Here is a 16,075-nt window from a genome sequence, read left to right on the forward strand (position 1 = left end):
GTTAATGGTTTGCGTCGTATATATTGTTACGAAATAATCGCATTTCAGATTGCCTGCGTGCTGTCAACGCACCTCCGCTGGTGATGTCAGCAAACTCATCGCAGCAGCCGCCGTAGTTTTTGGTATTTAGCTTGGCAAGTAACTTTATGAATTTTTTCAGCCCGCCTGTGTTGAATGCAAGACTCATCAGGGCATCAAATTCATGCTGGTGCAGGGGCACTTGAAGGCTGGGCAGAATACGATTGCGTATCCGTTCGACGTCTTCAGCGAACAGGGCCCGCTCTTCCTCAACTGTAATGCCGGCTGCATACTTTTTATAGGCAACGCTACCTGAACTTGCGAGCTCCGCACATGATCGCTCGCCATCGACTAAATGCCCGACGCCAACTGTGCATTGATCTTTTACGTCGTAAGGAGCGAGATGGCTAGTGGTTAGGTCGCCATTCTCCCAGACTCGAATAAAGTCCAAGCCTAGTTGCGATACATGGAGGCTGTCGGGGTCTTTTCGCGTCGTAGCGGCTGGCCCGGCCGTGACCGGGCTTTTCTTGCTCCCTTTGCCGGCAGCAGGCGGCGGTTTTTGAGCTTGCGGATTGGTGGCTGGTGGTTTAGCGGGCGGCTTAGGCGCAGGTGTCGGCTTTTGGGTCGCAACTGGCGCGGAAATTGGTGCCTCAACAGGTAGCGTTGGTGTACTGCCGCCACAATTGACTAAGCTAAGCCGGCCCTCGCGCCTTGCAATTGTAGCGATTGGGTCGCCATCAGCCGCCTCTCGGGTCTTAGCGTAGTATCGAGGTAGCAGGTATTTTTCCTTGAACATACGTACATCCATATGCACCCACGCATCAGTGATGTGTTTGGGCTCAAGTGAAATGCAGTTTTCCGTATCCCATTTTGGACGAGCCTTCATCCTGCTAACGAATACCTTATTCTTTAGGGACTCTAGGGCGTCACCGGTTACCTCGGAATTATTGCTAACACGCAAGAAATGCACGTCGCATGCGTTGCCCAGATGGTTCGTGGTGAAGATACCCATTTGTTTGGCTCGCTTCCAGCAGCGATAGCCGGACGCGACATACCCGAACTTGAAGCCTAACTGGCTCTCCTTGGCATCCAAGTAGAAGAGTGCCGCTCGTAGACTCCAGAACAGCGCGCGGTGAATTCCTGGTTTTTCCACTCCGGCAACGTTGGCGCCGTTTTTCAGGTGACTGACAGAGGCAGACCCCAGCCTAGCCTTGCCAAAACCATTACAGCGGTCAGCTACACTTGCCCCATGCGCACCGCATTGGCAAGCAAATGGATGGAATGAGATTGGATATTTGATTAGGAACTCGTCGATTGCAGTAAGGACGGCGCCACAAACTTTGCCGCTCTCTGCTACCCCCATATAGTCACGCTGAAACTGCTTCACAGCCTTTTCCGTAGCTACTGTAAATTCGTCGAGAGAAGCTGGGTCATGGATTGTATTGCCAAAACCCATGAGACGGAGGTTCAGTTCTTCGATCAGTTGGCCTTTGTCGCCGAGCTTAATACACCCACTTTGGTCGCAAACCGGGGTAACAACGGTTTTCGGCGTACCATTTGGCCCACGGTCTTCTTCCTTGGCGACAGGTACTGGTGTAGTGACAACAGTTGCTTTCGCTGGGATCGATTCAGTACTGGCCCCCTCGTTCGCAGGGACCGCAACAGTGGGGGCTTGAGTCGCAGCCTCCGAAGGTATAGGGGCCGATGATGAAGGCGTAGTCGGCGTTCCTGTAACGTTTAAAGTAGTTTCTTGCCCCGATACTGAGGCAGGTAACGATGTGGACGCAGACAATGCACCCGGCGCCGGCTGTGCAATGCTATTTGATGTTGCCGCAGGCGATGGCGAGGCACCAGTTGCTGTTCCTGTGTCGTTTGAGACTGGTCCTTGAATTGATACGGGCTCAGAAGTTGGCGCAGTAGATGGAGCCGTGGCATTTGATGTTGCAGCCCCTGATCGCGCTGGCTTATTCGGAACTTTGAGTATCTGATCAATATGGATAATGTCTGTCACTGCAATGCCATTTAATGCAGCCAAGTCTGCGGCAGTAGTTTCGAATTGGCTTGCAATATGGCCCAGCGTATCGTCTTTGCAGACTTTATACGTTTTGCGCTGGTAATTACCAGGATTTCCTTGGTGTTCCTTCGCGTTTAGGTTTTCTTTCCGTTTTTCGCTAACAAGCTTGATGCGGAAGTCTTCGGACCAAGGAATGATCTTTTTGATCTCCTTGAATTCGTTTGTGCCGAAGCGCTCGACGTATACGGTCAAGATTGTGCCTATGATTGACGCGAATGACGAAAACTTTCCTTCCGTGTTCGTGACACCTCTTGCGACAATTTGAGTGCCTTGACGAACTTGATATCGCAGACCAGCGATACGCTTACCAAACGGGTCAACCAGCTTTACGTTCACGATGCTGCGAAGTGCATCATCGATTTTTGTTTTGTTAAATTCCATAGCTTCTTACTCGTCGTCGTAGTCGTAAATCAGACCCCATTCAGTCTGCTTAGGACCAACCAGGACTTCAATTTTTTCTTTGTCTTTGACATACAGTTGATCGGTTCGGCCGTGTTGATCCAGTAAGCCCCGAACAACCTTCCCATCGGTGCGTTTAGCCGCGTAAGTGATCCCAGCCAGTTCATGCTGGATGAAGAGATCGTGTACGTCCAACCTATTGCTGTACTTTTCCGGATAGTTCGTTACCGCGAGCTTAGGAAGATTCGGCAGTCCAATGCTGCCATCCGACGGGCCTCCCAGTTCCTTCATGCTGGCCTTGAATTCGACCTTGCCAGGTGCATTCAGCGTGATGTTCCCGCCCTCGATGCGTATTGCTGCGCCTTGGGTCGTAAGCAGCACATGCTGTTTGGCGGCGATATTTACTTCGGCGTTGATGCTGGCGACGGCAACTGCCTTGTCGGCGGTCAGCATGGTCGCGGCATCCTGGCTTTGGCTGCTGTACTTCCCGCTCGCCGCGTGCAGGTGCAGGCCGGTTTCCTGGTTCGGCTTATCCTTGGCGTCCGCTTTGCCGTAGGTGAACAGGCTGATGCCACCAGCGGAGGAATGCAGCAGGTTCGCCTGCGCGGCGAAGTTGATGTCCTGGCTGGCGGTCACGCTGCTGGACGTTTCGGACGCAAGCAGTGCGTCGGCAGGCGTGGCCGCGACGATACCGGATGGGCTGTCGACCTGCAGCAGCGGAGCGTCGAAAGCCGGTGCGCCGCTGTTTGCACGCGAGGACAGGGTATCGGCGGTGCGTTGCAAGCCTTCGGTCACCGGCAGCTTGTCGGCTTCCTCTTGTTTCGGCAAGTTGGCTTTGTGGGTCTTTGCCTGCTCGGCCAGGGCAATTTGCAGTTGCCTCGCGCTTTCAACCTGGTTCTGGGCGGGACGTGCGTCCAGCACATTGCCGCTGGCGCCGCGCGCTGCGTGAGTGGAGAGCAGCATGCCTTGGCCGGAACGCAGGGCGAGGGCATGTTCGGTCTTCAGCTCCGCGCCAAAACCGACAGCATGCAGGCGCTGGTTGTCGCTTTGGTGTCGCAGGTGGCCGAGGTTCAGTTCAGCTGTGCCCTGGTGCGGCTTGGCGTGGCGCTGCAGGGCTACGCGCGACTGGCCGGGCGAGTCGTCGAATACCAGCTGGCTGTAGGCGCCCGCGCCGGCCTGGCTGCTTTGCATGGCCTGGCTTTTCAGGCCCGACAGCGATGCCGGGTGGGCGTGACCGCCGGACTCGCCGGGGAACCATACGGGCGCATTACCGGTGGCTGCGCCGGTGCCTGCGCCGATCTTGTTGTGTTGGGCGTCGGCCTGGCCGTCGCCGTTGTACAGGGCGCCAATAATGACGGGGCGGTCGATATCGCCTTCGAGGAAGTCAACCAGCACTTCCTGGCCAACGCGCGGCAGGGTATTGCTGCCCCAATTGGCGCCGGCAATCGGCGCCAGCGGGGTGGCGACGCGCACCCAGGTGCCGGCGCTGTCGTCGGCGGGAGCGCCACTGTCGCCTGCTTGCAGCGATGGCGCCAGGCGGCTATGGCTGCTGTCGCCGCGCTGCCAGTGGAATTGCACCTTGACGCGGTGGTCACGGTCAGTATGGATCGGCGCGCCGGATGGGCCCACCACGATGGCGGTCTGCTGTCCCTGCACGGTAGGGCGTTTCCATGGCGCCCCGCTGCGGTAGGGCAGGGCAGCTTCGATGGCGTCGATGCGGTTGCGGTACAGCGGGCGTTCGGCAATGGCGTTGCCGACTGCATGGCGGCTTTCGGCCAGGTCGCCGTCGTTAAGCAGCTGTAGTGCGGCCTGGCCCAGTTCGCGCTGGATATTCGAGCGCATTTGCGCGGCCAGGTTGTTGTGCATCAGGTGCAGCACGCGGATGACGATGAAGTCGCCGCTGTCACCGGTCACCGGCTCGCCTTGCAGGGAGAAGCGCGTGGCCGGGGCCATGGTGCGCACGGTGCCGGCGCCCGTCATGTTCTTGCGTGCGACATCGACTGCCTGCAGGCGGCGTTCGGCAAGGCGCTGGCCGTGTTCGCGGCCGCTGTAGGCATAGGCGCCTGGCACATCGCGGGCGGACAGCGGAATGCCGCCATCGTCGGCACTGGCTGCACTGGCGGCGCGCTGGTCCAGCGTGCGGTAATCCCAGCTTTGCAGCGCGACTTCGCTGGTGAGCAGGCTGGCCTGCATGCGCCAGCGGTCCATGCTGTCTTCGCGCATCACGGCGCCGGCCTGGGTGAAGCGCACTGCTGCCTGCTCGTTGGGCTGGAAGGCACCATTGTGGTCTGCAATCACCAGGAGGTGGCCGTCGCTGCGGTGTTCGAAGTAATAGAACAGGCCTTCTTCCGCCATCAGTCGTTCGGCGAAGGCCCAGTCGCTTTCCTGGTATTGGGTGCACAGGCTGCGCTTTGGATAGGCTGCGCGGTCGGCCAGTTCGAAACGCCACTCGGGCACCAGTTTGCCCTGGCCTTGCCAGCTGCCCAAAACGGCATCGAGGATGTCGCATACCGACAGGTCCTGGAAAACACGGCTGTCACGGTTTTGCGCGAGGAAGGCCGTCCAGGGCTCCAGCCGCACCATGTAGCGCGCCAGGCCGCCGTTGGAGCCGCTCAACTCGATGGCAGTAATATGGCCGTGGAATGGGCGCGGCGCTTCCTTGCTGGCGGCGGTCACCAGCTCCAGTATAGCCGGCTGGCCAAGCAGGGACTTGAGCGGGATCGCTGCGTCGGTGGACAGCGTCGAAATATCGAAGGCGAAGGGTTTGCCGATCGCCTCCTCTCCGCGCACGCATTCGACCAATAGCTGCGCGGCGCCCTGCGGCGTGGTCAGTCGCAGCAGGCGTGTATCTTGAGTGAGGCGGTCCAGCATGAGATTGTGTTTTAGATAACCATACGGACCGCCATTACAGCCTAGAAGTTCTTTTGAAGCAAGAGAGATTCAATTGAATCGCTATACTTGCAAAATGAAAGTCATTTCTTCAAGCGTGCGGCTTCCGCATCCAGCGCCTGGTTGACGTCGCAGAATTTGCGCTGGCTGGTGAACTTGTTGACCTGGCGGAAGGACAGGGCCGGCGCATCGACCGATTCCTGGTCGTCATTTGCTTTCAGTTCCATGACCGTAAAAGTCACGCGGCGGTCGTCCGCCCACATGCCTTCGCGCTCGGCATAGATCACACGCAGGCCGGCCTTGGACTTGAAAGCGCGAAAATCGCTGATGGCGCAGTCGGCGCCCGCATTCAGCTGGAGCGTCGGTATGAACTTTTCGTTGACCTCAAAAGGGATCTGCTCTGCGGGACCTTTGTCGTTGGAGCGGAAGAAGGTGATTGTGCGCAGGGTGTGATTGCCCCTGTCGATATCCGTGTACAGCATTTTCAGCTCGATGCCGTTCGCCGAAATGCTGGTGATGTCGCGTTGCGGGGTGATGGCTTGTTGCGCGTGCAGCGGCAGGCCAATGGCGAGCAGCAGCGCGCCAAGGAATGGGGCTTTCAAAGTGGATCTCCGGTTTATGCGGTGCGTGAGCGTGCGAAGTCGGCCAGCTCGCGCGGGTAGAAGTGATCGTGGCGGTAGGAAGTGTCGTCGATGCCGAGCAGCACGCTGATGGCGGCGGCTTCGAAGGACCAGTAGCCGAAGAATTGGAAGCCCTTGCGGTTGGTACCGAAGTAGGGCTCGTCCTCGCTCATGTCATACCAGGCCTGCAGGTATTCGGCCATCAGGGCGGGGCGCTTCTCAGGCGCCGCGACAAAAATTGGCAGGGTTTGCGAATAGGGCTTGCCGCGCGTGCATTTCTTTGGCGGGGATTCTCGGCCCGCCACGAACGGTGCAACCAGGTGCTCCAGCAGCGCGTCGCGGCGGCGGTTGCCGTAGTCGAGTATCGGCATGATGCGCGCCAGCTTGTCCTGGTGGCCTAGCAGGATGGCGAAGCACACCAGCGACAGGCCGGTGTGATAGTCATCGTCTTGCAGGTCCAGCCAATGCTTGTAGCAGTCCTCGTCCTCGTCGTCCTCCGACGGTGTAAATGGCGCCAGGAAGCGCGCGTAGTTTTCCCAAAAGCTGAGAGCCAGCGGAAAAAAAGTATTGAGGTCCTCCAGTGCATGGCCGGCGCTGTAGCTGTTGCGCAGGTGGTTCACGGATTCCCATGCCAGCCAGTGCGCCCCGTCATACTGGTCCTGGTCGGCGCAGTCGTAACAGACCTTGTCGGTGAAGAGCACCAGGTTTTCTTCGTAGCTGCCATAGCGCATGCGGCTGGAACGGCGCCGCTGTTCGAAATCGGCTGGCGACAGCTTTTTGTGCCGCCAGTATTCGGCCAGTTCGCTGATGCTTTCTGGCGGCGCCAGCTCGGCGCTTTCTTCGATAGCCGGCGCTACGTAGGCTGGCATCCTGCCGGCATTGGCCTGGCGTGCGAAGGCGGCCATGTCCGTCGGGTAGTAGGGCAGGTGGCGATAGCTCGCATCGTCGATGCCCAGCACCAGGGTGATGGCGGCGGCTTCCCACGACCAATAGCCGACGAACTGATAGCCCGATTTGTGCAGGTCATAGTAGTTCTCCCGGCGGCTGGCCTCGTACCATTCTGCGAGGTATTGCGCCATCAGGGCGGGCCGCTCGGAAGGCTGGGCGGCAAAGATCGGCAGCGCTTTGGAGTAAGGCAGGTTGCGGCGGCAGATGCTGACCGCCGGATCGCGGCCTTCGACGCAACAGCTGAGCAGGCGCTCGACCAGCGCATCGCGCTTTTCATTGAGGTAATCGATCAGGGGCACCAGGCGATGCAGCACATCCTGTTTGCCTAGCAGGATGCCGAGGCAAACCATGGTCAATGCCTGGTGGTATTCCGGCCCGGCCAGGGCCACGTGCGGCCACGGCGTCTCGCGATCGTTGCTGTCGTTATAGGCTTTGTTGTAGTGGGCGTAGGTTTCCCAGTATTCGACCGCACGGTCATAGAAAGCTTGCAGTTGAACGATGTCGTGCCCACCGCTGTAGCAGTTGACAAGGAACGCGCTGGCATCGGTCGCCAGGCGCTTGGTGGTGTTCATCAGGTTGTACAGGGGGATCGCCGAGATCATGTCCGGCGCTTGCTGCAGGCGTTCCCGCACATGCTCGAAGGTCTCAAGCTGGTCCAGGAAATTCTCTTCGTAGCCGTAATACCTAAGCAGGGGGTCGCGCAGGGACTGTTGAAAGTCGCTTTCTGACAGCGGGGCGTGCATGGGTGTTGCTCTTTCAGTAACGGTGCGGACCGCCATTACAGCCTAGAATTTCGCGAACGGCAAGAGCGATTCAATTGAATCGGGGGTAGCGTGCGAAAAAAAGCGGGAAGGGCCCGAAAGCCATTCCCGCTTTGTTGTATCGCTTAGACGCTCAGGCGTTTTGCTTAGCCTTGCTTTTCGTCGTCGCCAGCAGTCGCCGGGTATGGACGGTTGACCCACAGGATCCAGTAGCGGGCCAGGTCGGCACGGCCGTCGGCGCCTTGCACGGTTTCCAGGATCTTGATGGCTTCCTCCTTCTTGCCGGCCATTGCGTAGGAGTAGCCCAGGCGCAGCTTGGCGTCTTCCGCATTTTTCAGGCCGCCCTTGGCGATACCGTCCTGGATCAGCTGGATGCCCTTGTCGTACTGGCCCATAGTGACGAAAGCGTAGCCCAGGTTGACCATGCCGGTACCGTTCTTGCCTTTGCGGGCCGAAGATTCAGTGGAGGCGATGTTCTTCATGTCGTCCGCGGCCTGGCGGTCCAGGTCAGCCTTCAGCTTCTTGACTTTGGCGTTCTGGGTGATGGCACCGTTGGCGATACCGGCGTCCAGTGCTGCCTTGCCTTCGATGAACTGGCCTTCCAGCTGGTCGACTTCGGCCAGTTCCAGGTAATCCTGCTCTTCCATCTTGGTGGTGGCCACTTTCTGCAGGCGGATGATGTCAGCCGAGAAGCGGGTGGAGTAGTTTTCCTTGCCGCGGGTGCGGTACAGCATGTCCGACCAGTAGCGGTCACGCGGATGCCAGCGTACCAGGCCTTCCAGCGCGGTCAGGTAGGTGCCCTTGTCTTTCAGGCGGTGCGATGCGTCGGCCAGCATGTGCAGCTCTTCGCGGGTCATTGGCTGGTTGGCCTTGATGCTGTCGTTCAGCTTCTTCAGCAGGTCGGTTTGCACACCCTTGTGGTCGCCCGATTCGAAGCGGATCGCCATGATCTGGCGCGCCACTTTCGGGTCGCCGGACAGTTCGCCGTACTTCTGCAGGTTTTCAATGGTCTTCGGGTAGTTCTTCTGTTCCTGGTAGTAGCCGGCCAGCGCCTGGGTGAACTTGGCTTGCTCAGGTTTGTCGAGGCGGCCGGACGCCAGCACGTACTCCAGCATTTCGATCAGCTTCGGCTTGTTGCCAGCGCCCAGGGCAGTGGCCAGGCGCATGCGGTTGATGACGTACTGTTCGTAAGGGGTCTTGTTCGGCATTGCATCTGCCTGGTCCAGCAAGGCGTTCACTTCGCCATAGTTCTTGGCATCCAGCAGGGGGCTCAGGACTTTACCGTCCAGGAATTTGACCATTTCTTTGCGCACGGTCTCTTGTGGAGCACTGGCGGCAGCCTGTTTGTCTTGCGCGTGGGCGGTCTGGACCAGCGCCGGGACTGCGCCCAGGCCGATGGCTGCCAGCAGCAGGCCGATACGTGCGAAACGATGTTGGGTCATGGTGTGTGATCCTTCTTGTGATTGAGGCAAACGTCTATTCTCCCATAATTTTGTCATGGGACCGCTTTTCTGAAGTAGCCAATTGTAACGATTTCTCAGGGCCGGCAGAAAGCCGCGCCATCGGCCGCAAACAGCATGCAGCGCTCCGGCGGCAGGAATAGCGAGGCCGGCGCACCGGAGGCGGGAACGGGGCAATCCTGCGCCAGTTTCACCGCCAGCGCCTCTTGCATGCCGGGCAAGGCAGCGTAAACAATCGATTGATCGCCAAGGTACTCCACATGGCTGATCGCTACAGCGGCGGCATTGTAAGCTTCTTCGCGCAATTGCAGGTGCTCCGGACGCACGCCAAGCGTGACGCGGCTGCCGCGCTCGATGTCGCCGGGCAGGGCTGCCACTTCGACGATGGCGCCGCCCGGCAGCAGTACCGCGACATGGGTGGCGCCAAGGGCGATCACTTCAGCCGGGATGAAGTTCATGCGCGGCGCGCCCAGGAAGCCGGCCACGAACAGGTTGGCCGGCCTGTTATACAGCTCCTGCGGCGTGCCGGCCTGTTCCACCTTGCCACCGTTGAACACCACGATGCGCTGGCCAAGCGTCATGGCTTCCACTTGGTCGTGCGTCACGTAGATGGTGGTGGTGCCAAGTTCCTTGTGCAGGCGGCCGATTTCCAAACGCATTTGCACGCGCAGCCCGGCATCCAGGTTGGACAGCGGTTCGTCGAACAGGAATAGCTGCGGTTTGCGCACGATGGCGCGGCCGATCGCCACGCGCTGGCGCTGGCCGCCGGACAGCTCCTTCGGCTTGCGATTGAGCAGGTGACCGATCTGCAGCGTGACGGCCGCCCGTTCAACCGCCGCGCGCACCTCGGCGGCCGGCATGCCGCCCAGCTTCAGGCCGAAAGCCATGTTTTCATAGACCGTCATGTGCGGATAGAGCGCATAGGACTGGAACACCATCGCCAGTCCACGCTGCGCCGGCGGCACGTTGTTGGCGATCCGGCCGCCGATGTGCAGCTGCCCGCCGCTGATCTCTTCCAGCCCCGCGATCATGCGCAATAGCGTCGATTTGCCGCAGCCGGACGGGCCGACGAACACGGTGAATTCACCATCCGCGATATCCAGGTCGATGCCCTGGATTACCGGGGTATTGTCGCCATAGCGCTTGGCGATGTTGCGCAGCGAGACCGACGCCATGGGTCAGGCTGCCTCGGGCACGGCTTCGCCACTGGCCTGTTCGCGCGACTCCATCGGGATGAACTGCGACAGGATAGTGACCGGGATCGCGGCCACCAGCACCCATAGGAAGAAGTTCTTGTAGCCCAGCGCCATCTGGATGTCGCCGCTGATCCAGCGGAACAGCACGAAGCCAAGCTGCATCACGCCGGTGGAGAAGGCGTAATGGGCGGTGGTGTAGCGTCCCGGCGCCACCACCTGCATCATGTACAGGATCACGCCGACGAAACCGAAGCCGTAGCCGAACATCTCGACGCTGAGCGCCACGCCGATCAGGGTCAGGTCGGTCGGCAGCGCATGCGACAGGTAATAGAACACCAGGTTGGGCAGGTTCACCGCCAGGATCAGGAACAGGATGGCGCGGCGCAGGCTGAGCCAGGAAGTGAAGTAGCCGCCGGCAATGGAGCCGATGATGAAGGCGATAGTGCCGCTGGTGCCGTACACGGCGCCCACTTCGGTCGTGCTCAGGCCAAGTCCGCCCGCTTCGCGTGCTTCGCGCAGGAACAGCGGGCCGATGGTCTGCACCTGGGCCTCGCCGGCGCGGAACAGGATGATGAACAGGATCGAAACCCAGATGCCCGGTTTGCGGAAGTAGTCGAGGATCACTTCCTTCAGCGTGCGCGCTACGCCCGCCACGGTATGGTCGTCCATGCGTGCGTTGGGGCTGAGCGGCAGCGCCCAGAAGTTGTAGGCGCCCAGCGCGCACATGGTCAGGCCGAGGATGCCGAAGATGACGGTCCAGGCGGAAGTGACGCCCTGGGTCTTTTCCAGGTAACCGGCCAGCATCAGCAAGCCGCCCTGCGCCAGGAAGCGCCCGGCGTTGAAGAAGGTGCCGGTCCAGCCGGCATACTGTGCCTGGGCCTTCTTGTTCAAGCTGGCGATGTACAGGCCGTCGCAGGAGATATCGTGCGTAGCCGAGGCAATCGACACCAGGAACAGCACGCCGATGCTGGCGCTGAGCCAGAACGGGAACTGCAATGCCAATGCCACCATGCCAAGGCACACGCCGCCGAACAGCTGCAAGCTGACCACCACCAGCTTCTTGCTGGACGCCAGTTCCAGGAAAGGACTCCACAATGGCTTGAAAATCCAGGCGCCGCCGAGGAAGGCCAGCCAGTGGCTGATCTCCGCGTTCGACATATTCATGCTCTTCATCATCTGCCCGAAGACGAGGGCAATGGCGAAGTAGGGCAGGCCCTGCGCCAGGTATAGCGTGGGAATCCACTTCAGCGGGTTGTTGCGTGCGGCGTCCATCTTGTCTCCTTAAGCTTCAAGCAAAGCCGGGAACCGGGCAGCGCCCGGTGGCTTCGAGTTCGCCCGACAGCCAGGCGTTGATGGCTTCCAGCGCGGGCGCGGCAAAGCCGTAGGTCATCAGGGCGGGGGACTGGATGTCCAGCGCCTGGTAGGGATTCCACAGCGCGAGATGCAGGTCCGGCTTCCAGTTGTTGCGGGCGTTGTCGCCGTAGCGCAGGCGGGAAGTGGAGGCCAGCACGGTAAAGCGGCCATCCTGCGGCAGCGAGGACCAGTCGAAAGTGTTGGCGTCGGCGAAGGTGAGCAGTTCCACGTCGTACAGCTTGCCCAGCGAGGCGGCCACGCCGGCTGCCGGTACGCCCGCTTCGGACACGCCGTCGCTCACCACGTCCTGCCGCACCACCAGGCGCAGCCTGCTGTCCGCTGCCGGGCGCTGTGGGTTGCCGCGCGCCGTCAGCGCACGGCGCCAGCCTTCGGCCATGATCGCGCGGTCGGCGGCATCTTCTTTATAGGAGCGCTGCTGGCAAGGGTAGGCTTGCGCCAGGGCGTTCAGGCGCGCCAGGCGTTCCTCCACGGCGCCTTGCGGCAGGGAGCCGTCGGCCAAAGCGGCCGCAATGGCGTCCAGGGTTTCATCCTGGGTTTCCGTGGTGCCGAGCGCCATCACCATGTCGGCGCCGGCCAGCAGGGCGCGCACGGCAGCATTGCCCACGCCGTAGCGGCCGGCGATGGCATGCATGTCCATGCCATCGGTGATGATGATGCCCTTGTAGTTCCATTGCTTGCGCAGGATGCCGTCCAGGATGGCGGGCGACATGGTGGCCGGATTGTCAGGGTCGATTGCCGGGTAGACGATGTGGGCGGTCATCATGGCTGGCGCCACCGGCGCGGCGGCGCGGAACGGCGCCAGTTCCAGCAGGTCCAGTTCGGGCAGCGCTTTGTCGACGGTCGGCAGGTCGCGGTGCGAATCGACGTGGGTGTCGCCGTGGCCGGGGAAATGCTTGACGCAGCAGGCTACGCCCTCGGCATGGCTGCCGGCCATCCAGGCCATGGCCAGTTCCACCGCGCGCTGCGGTTCGGCGCCGAAGGAGCGTTCGGCGATCACCGGGTTGTTCGGATTGTTGTTCAAGTCCAGCACGGGCGCGAAGTTCCAGTTGAAACCAAGCGACTTGGCGGCGCGCGCCACGGCGGCGCCGGTACGGTAGGCCAGGTCGGTATCGTCGGCGGCGCCCAGGCCCATCGCCGCTGGCGGCGCAGGGACCCAGGTCGAGCGCACCACGGCGCCGCCTTCCTGGTCGATGGCGATCAGGGAATTCGGGCCCATGGCGTCTCGCAGGTCGGCGGTCAGCTTGGCCAGCTGCGCGGAGTCGGTCATATTCCCGCGGAACAGGCACACGCCGCGGATGCCGTTGGCGCGGATGAAGTCTGCCGTCGCCGGCTCCAGCACTGTGCCGGGGAAGCGGATCATGATCAGTTGTCCCGCGATTTTTCGTAATTCTTGTGTGCTCATTTAACTGCTCCGTCCATGCCGCGCATGAAGTAACGTTGGGTGAAAAGGAATGCCGCCAGTGTCGGCACAATAGTGATGATGGTACCTGCCGCTATGACGCGCGTGCTGCTGCCGAAGGTGCCGCGCAAATACAGCACGCCCACCGACAGCGGGAATTCGTCCGGCTTGCTCATCACGATCGAAGGCCAGATGTACTCGTTCCAGGCTTCGACGGCGGTCAGGATGCCGACGGTCGCCAGCCATGGTGCGACCAACGGCAGCATGATTTTCGTGAAGATGGTCCATTCGGAGGCGCCGTCGACGCGGGCGGCATCGACCAGGTCCTGCGGCACTTCCTCGAACGCTTGCTTCAGCAGCAGGATGGCGACCGCGTTCACCACGTTCGGCAGGATCACGCCGGAGTAGGTGTCGACTAGCCCCAGTTCGGTCACCGTGATGAAGTTGACCAGGAAGTTGACTTCGGACGGCAGCACCATGGTCGCGACGATCAGCCCGAAGACCAGTTTCTTGCCTTTGAAATGCAGGCGCGCCAGAGGATAGGCGGCCATGGAGCAGAGCACCAGTTTCCACAGTACGGTAAAGGCGGTGATCAGGATGGAGTTTTTCAGGAAAGACCAGATCGGGATCACGCGGAATACCTCCGCGAAGTTTTCCAGCGATGGCTGCTTCGGCCAGAAGGTCGGCGGGTACGAGAAAATATTGCCCTCAGTCGACAGCGCCGTGACCAGCGTCCACCAGAACGGGAATATGCAGAGCAGCGCGATGGCGGCCAGCAGAAGGTATTGTGCGGTCTTTTTCATCGGTGCTTTGGCTTCAGGTAGCGCAGGAAAAGCAGGGCGATGCCGATGCAGATCAGCGAGACGATGAAGCTCGCAGCCAGGGCGCGCGGCAGCTTCAGGTGCTTCAGGCCCTGGTCGTAGGCGTAGTACAGGGCGGTGAAGGTGGAATTCATCGGGCCGCCCTGGGTCAGCACGTCGACCTCCTGGTAGGCTTTGAGCGCGCCCAGCACGGACAGGATGGTGCAGACCATGATGGTGGGGCGCAGCATCGGCACGGTGATATGCCAGAAGCGCTGCCAGCGCGAAGCGCCGTCGAGGATGGCGGCTTCCTGCATTTCCTGCGGCACCGATTGCAGCGCGGCCAGGTACATCACCATATACCAGCCCAGGCCACGCCACAGTGTGACGAACATGATCGCGGCCAGTGCAAAGGTATCATCCTGAAGCCAGCCGATGTTGGTGCCGAGGATGTAATTCAGCGCGCCCTGTTCGTGGAACATGAAGCCCCACATGATGCCGACCACGGAGACGGTCGTCACCACCGGCACGTAATAAGCGGCGCGGAACAGCTTGATGCCGGGGAGCTGGTTGTTAACCATCACCGCCAGCGCCATTGCGCCGAGCTGCACGCAGGGGACGATCAGCAGGAACAACAGCGAATTTTTCAGGCCGGTGACGAACATCTCGTTGTTGAAGATGTAGCGGAAGTTGTCGAAGCCGACCCAATGGGTGGGACGCACCAGCGAAAAGTCGGTGAACGCCAGCACCGACCCAAACAGCACCGGCCAGAACGCAAAAACCGCCAGCAGCACCAGCGCCGGCGCCAAAAACAGCCAAGCCGCAATCGAGCGCCTCATCGCGCATTCCCCCGCGAAATGTCCACTTTCGTTCCTGACCCCGGGGTGGACAATTTGCGGTTCCAGATAGCGACGGCGGTGTCCAGCGCTTGCTGGATGTCTTGGCGGCCGGTGACGCCGGCTTCCACGGCTTTTACCAGCGCGCGGCGCAGTTCGTCGTAGTCTTCGATGCCGGCCACGTACATGGTGCGCGAGTAGGGCATGGACACGGCACCGGCGGCGACGGCTTTCTCTGCCGCGCCGGCATTGGGCGGCACCACGGTGAAGAAGGGATCATTGGCAGCCTGCGCCGAAGCGGGAAATACGCTGGCCTGCCGGGCGAATTCCAGCTGGTTCGCGTCGCTGGTCAGAAAGCGTGCGAACTTGCCGATGCCCGGCAAATCCCCGGCCGGCACGCGCGCCGGTACGCCGAAGTGGATCAGCCAGCCGCCATCGGCAATCCCGGTCGGCCCCAGCGGTGCGGGCGCCACATCGGTAATCGCATACACCTCGTGCGCATCGGCCTGGATGCGCTTCAATGCCGTCGGCGGCGCCAGCAGCATCCCAAGGCGTCCGCTCTTGTAAGCTTCCACTGCAGGCGGGAAGTTATCCTCCGCAAACAGGCCGTCTTTCAGCAGGCCGCCCGCGCGATACGTCTCGGCCAGCTTGCGCACAAAGGCGACGTGCGCAGGGGAGTTGAACACCGCGCGGCCGCCAGCCAGCACCGGCAAGCCTTGCTGCAGCATCAAGCCATCGACTTTTGCGAGGGCAGGGCATAGCCCCGCCTTGCCGGTGCGCTGGGCGATCTGGCGCGCGAAAGCGAGCTGTTCATCGAGGTTGCGCGGCGCCCGAGCAATGCCTGCCGCACGGAAGATGTCGCGGTTGTAGGCAATCACAGCGACATTGCTGTACATCGGGAAGCCGTAAGTCTTGCCGCCGAAGGAGAGGTCCTGCAATGCGCTGGCCAGGTAGCGCGGACGTTCGCCGCCGAGCATCGCATCGACAGGCGTCAGCAGCCCGTCGCGCGCGAACTCTTCGGCCCATGGCACATTCAGGTTGACCAGCGCCGGCGGCTTGCCAGCCACGATGCGTGTCACCAGCTTGGTCTGGATAATATCCCAGGGGAAGTCGACCCATTCTAGCTTGACGCCAGGGTTGGCCGCTTCGTAGCGCTTCACTACGTCCTCGAAATAAGGCGTGAAGCGCGGCTTCATGCTGAAGGTCCAGAACTCGATGCGCTGCGCCGGCGTCGCGAGCGCGGCGCCGGCAACGGCCATCAATGCAGCAAGCAGGAGACTGTTCTTCATCGATGGCCGCGC

General features: G+C 61.0%; 11 protein-coding genes. All 11 read right to left on the bottom strand.

Annotation, left to right across the window (positions count from 1 at the left end; genetic code table 11):
- Window position 1: 1 nt before the first annotated feature.
- A complete protein-coding gene (locus ASD07_RS30445; RefSeq protein WP_082507558.1) occupies window positions 2-2,473 on the bottom strand; it encodes a glycoside hydrolase family protein in 2,472 nt (823 codons plus the stop codon).
- Between the two features lie 6 nt (window positions 2,474-2,479).
- A complete protein-coding gene (locus ASD07_RS25195) occupies window positions 2,480-5,362 on the bottom strand; it encodes a type VI secretion system Vgr family protein (protein ID WP_055936880.1) in 2,883 nt (960 codons plus the stop codon).
- A gap of 101 nt (window positions 5,363-5,463) precedes the next feature.
- Window positions 5,464-5,982 carry a hypothetical protein gene (locus tag ASD07_RS25200; RefSeq protein WP_055936882.1) on the bottom strand — a complete coding sequence of 173 codons (519 nt, stop codon included), beginning with the start codon at window positions 5,980-5,982 and terminating at the stop codon, window positions 5,464-5,466.
- 14 nt (window positions 5,983-5,996) lie between these two features.
- Window positions 5,997-7,691 carry a PoNe immunity protein domain-containing protein gene (locus ASD07_RS25205; protein WP_055936886.1) on the bottom strand — a complete coding sequence of 565 codons (1,695 nt, stop codon included), beginning with the start codon at window positions 7,689-7,691 and terminating at the stop codon, window positions 5,997-5,999.
- A gap of 164 nt (window positions 7,692-7,855) precedes the next feature.
- Window positions 7,856-9,151 carry a M48 family metallopeptidase gene (locus ASD07_RS25210; RefSeq protein ID WP_055936889.1) on the bottom strand — a complete coding sequence of 432 codons (1,296 nt, stop codon included), beginning with the start codon at window positions 9,149-9,151 and terminating at the stop codon, window positions 7,856-7,858.
- 95 nt (window positions 9,152-9,246) lie between these two features.
- Window positions 9,247-10,344 carry an ABC transporter ATP-binding protein gene (locus ASD07_RS25215; RefSeq protein WP_055936892.1) on the bottom strand — a complete coding sequence of 366 codons (1,098 nt, stop codon included), beginning with the start codon at window positions 10,342-10,344 and terminating at the stop codon, window positions 9,247-9,249.
- 3 nt (window positions 10,345-10,347) lie between these two features.
- Window positions 10,348-11,637, bottom strand: a complete 1,290-nt coding sequence (locus ASD07_RS25220; protein WP_055936895.1) for an MFS transporter — start codon at window positions 11,635-11,637, stop codon at window positions 10,348-10,350.
- A 16-nt stretch (window positions 11,638-11,653) separates the two neighbouring features.
- Window positions 11,654-13,141, bottom strand: a complete 1,488-nt coding sequence (locus ASD07_RS25225; protein WP_055936898.1) for a glycoside hydrolase family 3 protein — start codon at window positions 13,139-13,141, stop codon at window positions 11,654-11,656.
- The gene (locus ASD07_RS25230) at window positions 13,138-13,941 is read right to left on the bottom strand and encodes a carbohydrate ABC transporter permease (protein WP_055936901.1); all 804 of its coding nucleotides are present in this window, start codon (window positions 13,939-13,941) and stop codon (window positions 13,138-13,140) included. The genes ASD07_RS25225 and ASD07_RS25230 overlap by 4 nt, the downstream gene beginning before the upstream one ends.
- On the bottom strand, window positions 13,938-14,777 hold the full coding sequence (locus ASD07_RS25235) for a carbohydrate ABC transporter permease (RefSeq protein WP_055936904.1): 840 nt from the start codon (window positions 14,775-14,777) through the stop codon (window positions 13,938-13,940). The genes ASD07_RS25230 and ASD07_RS25235 overlap by 4 nt, the downstream gene beginning before the upstream one ends.
- Entirely contained in the window at window positions 14,774-16,063 is a 1,290-nt protein-coding gene (locus tag ASD07_RS25240) for an ABC transporter substrate-binding protein (protein WP_055936907.1), read from the bottom strand. The genes ASD07_RS25235 and ASD07_RS25240 overlap by 4 nt, the downstream gene beginning before the upstream one ends.
- Between the last annotated feature and the right edge of the window lie 12 nt (window positions 16,064-16,075).

Origin of the sequence: Duganella sp. Root336D2, assembly GCF_001425005.1 — a bacterium.
Classification (GTDB): Bacteria; Pseudomonadota; Gammaproteobacteria; order Burkholderiales; family Burkholderiaceae_D; genus Rugamonas.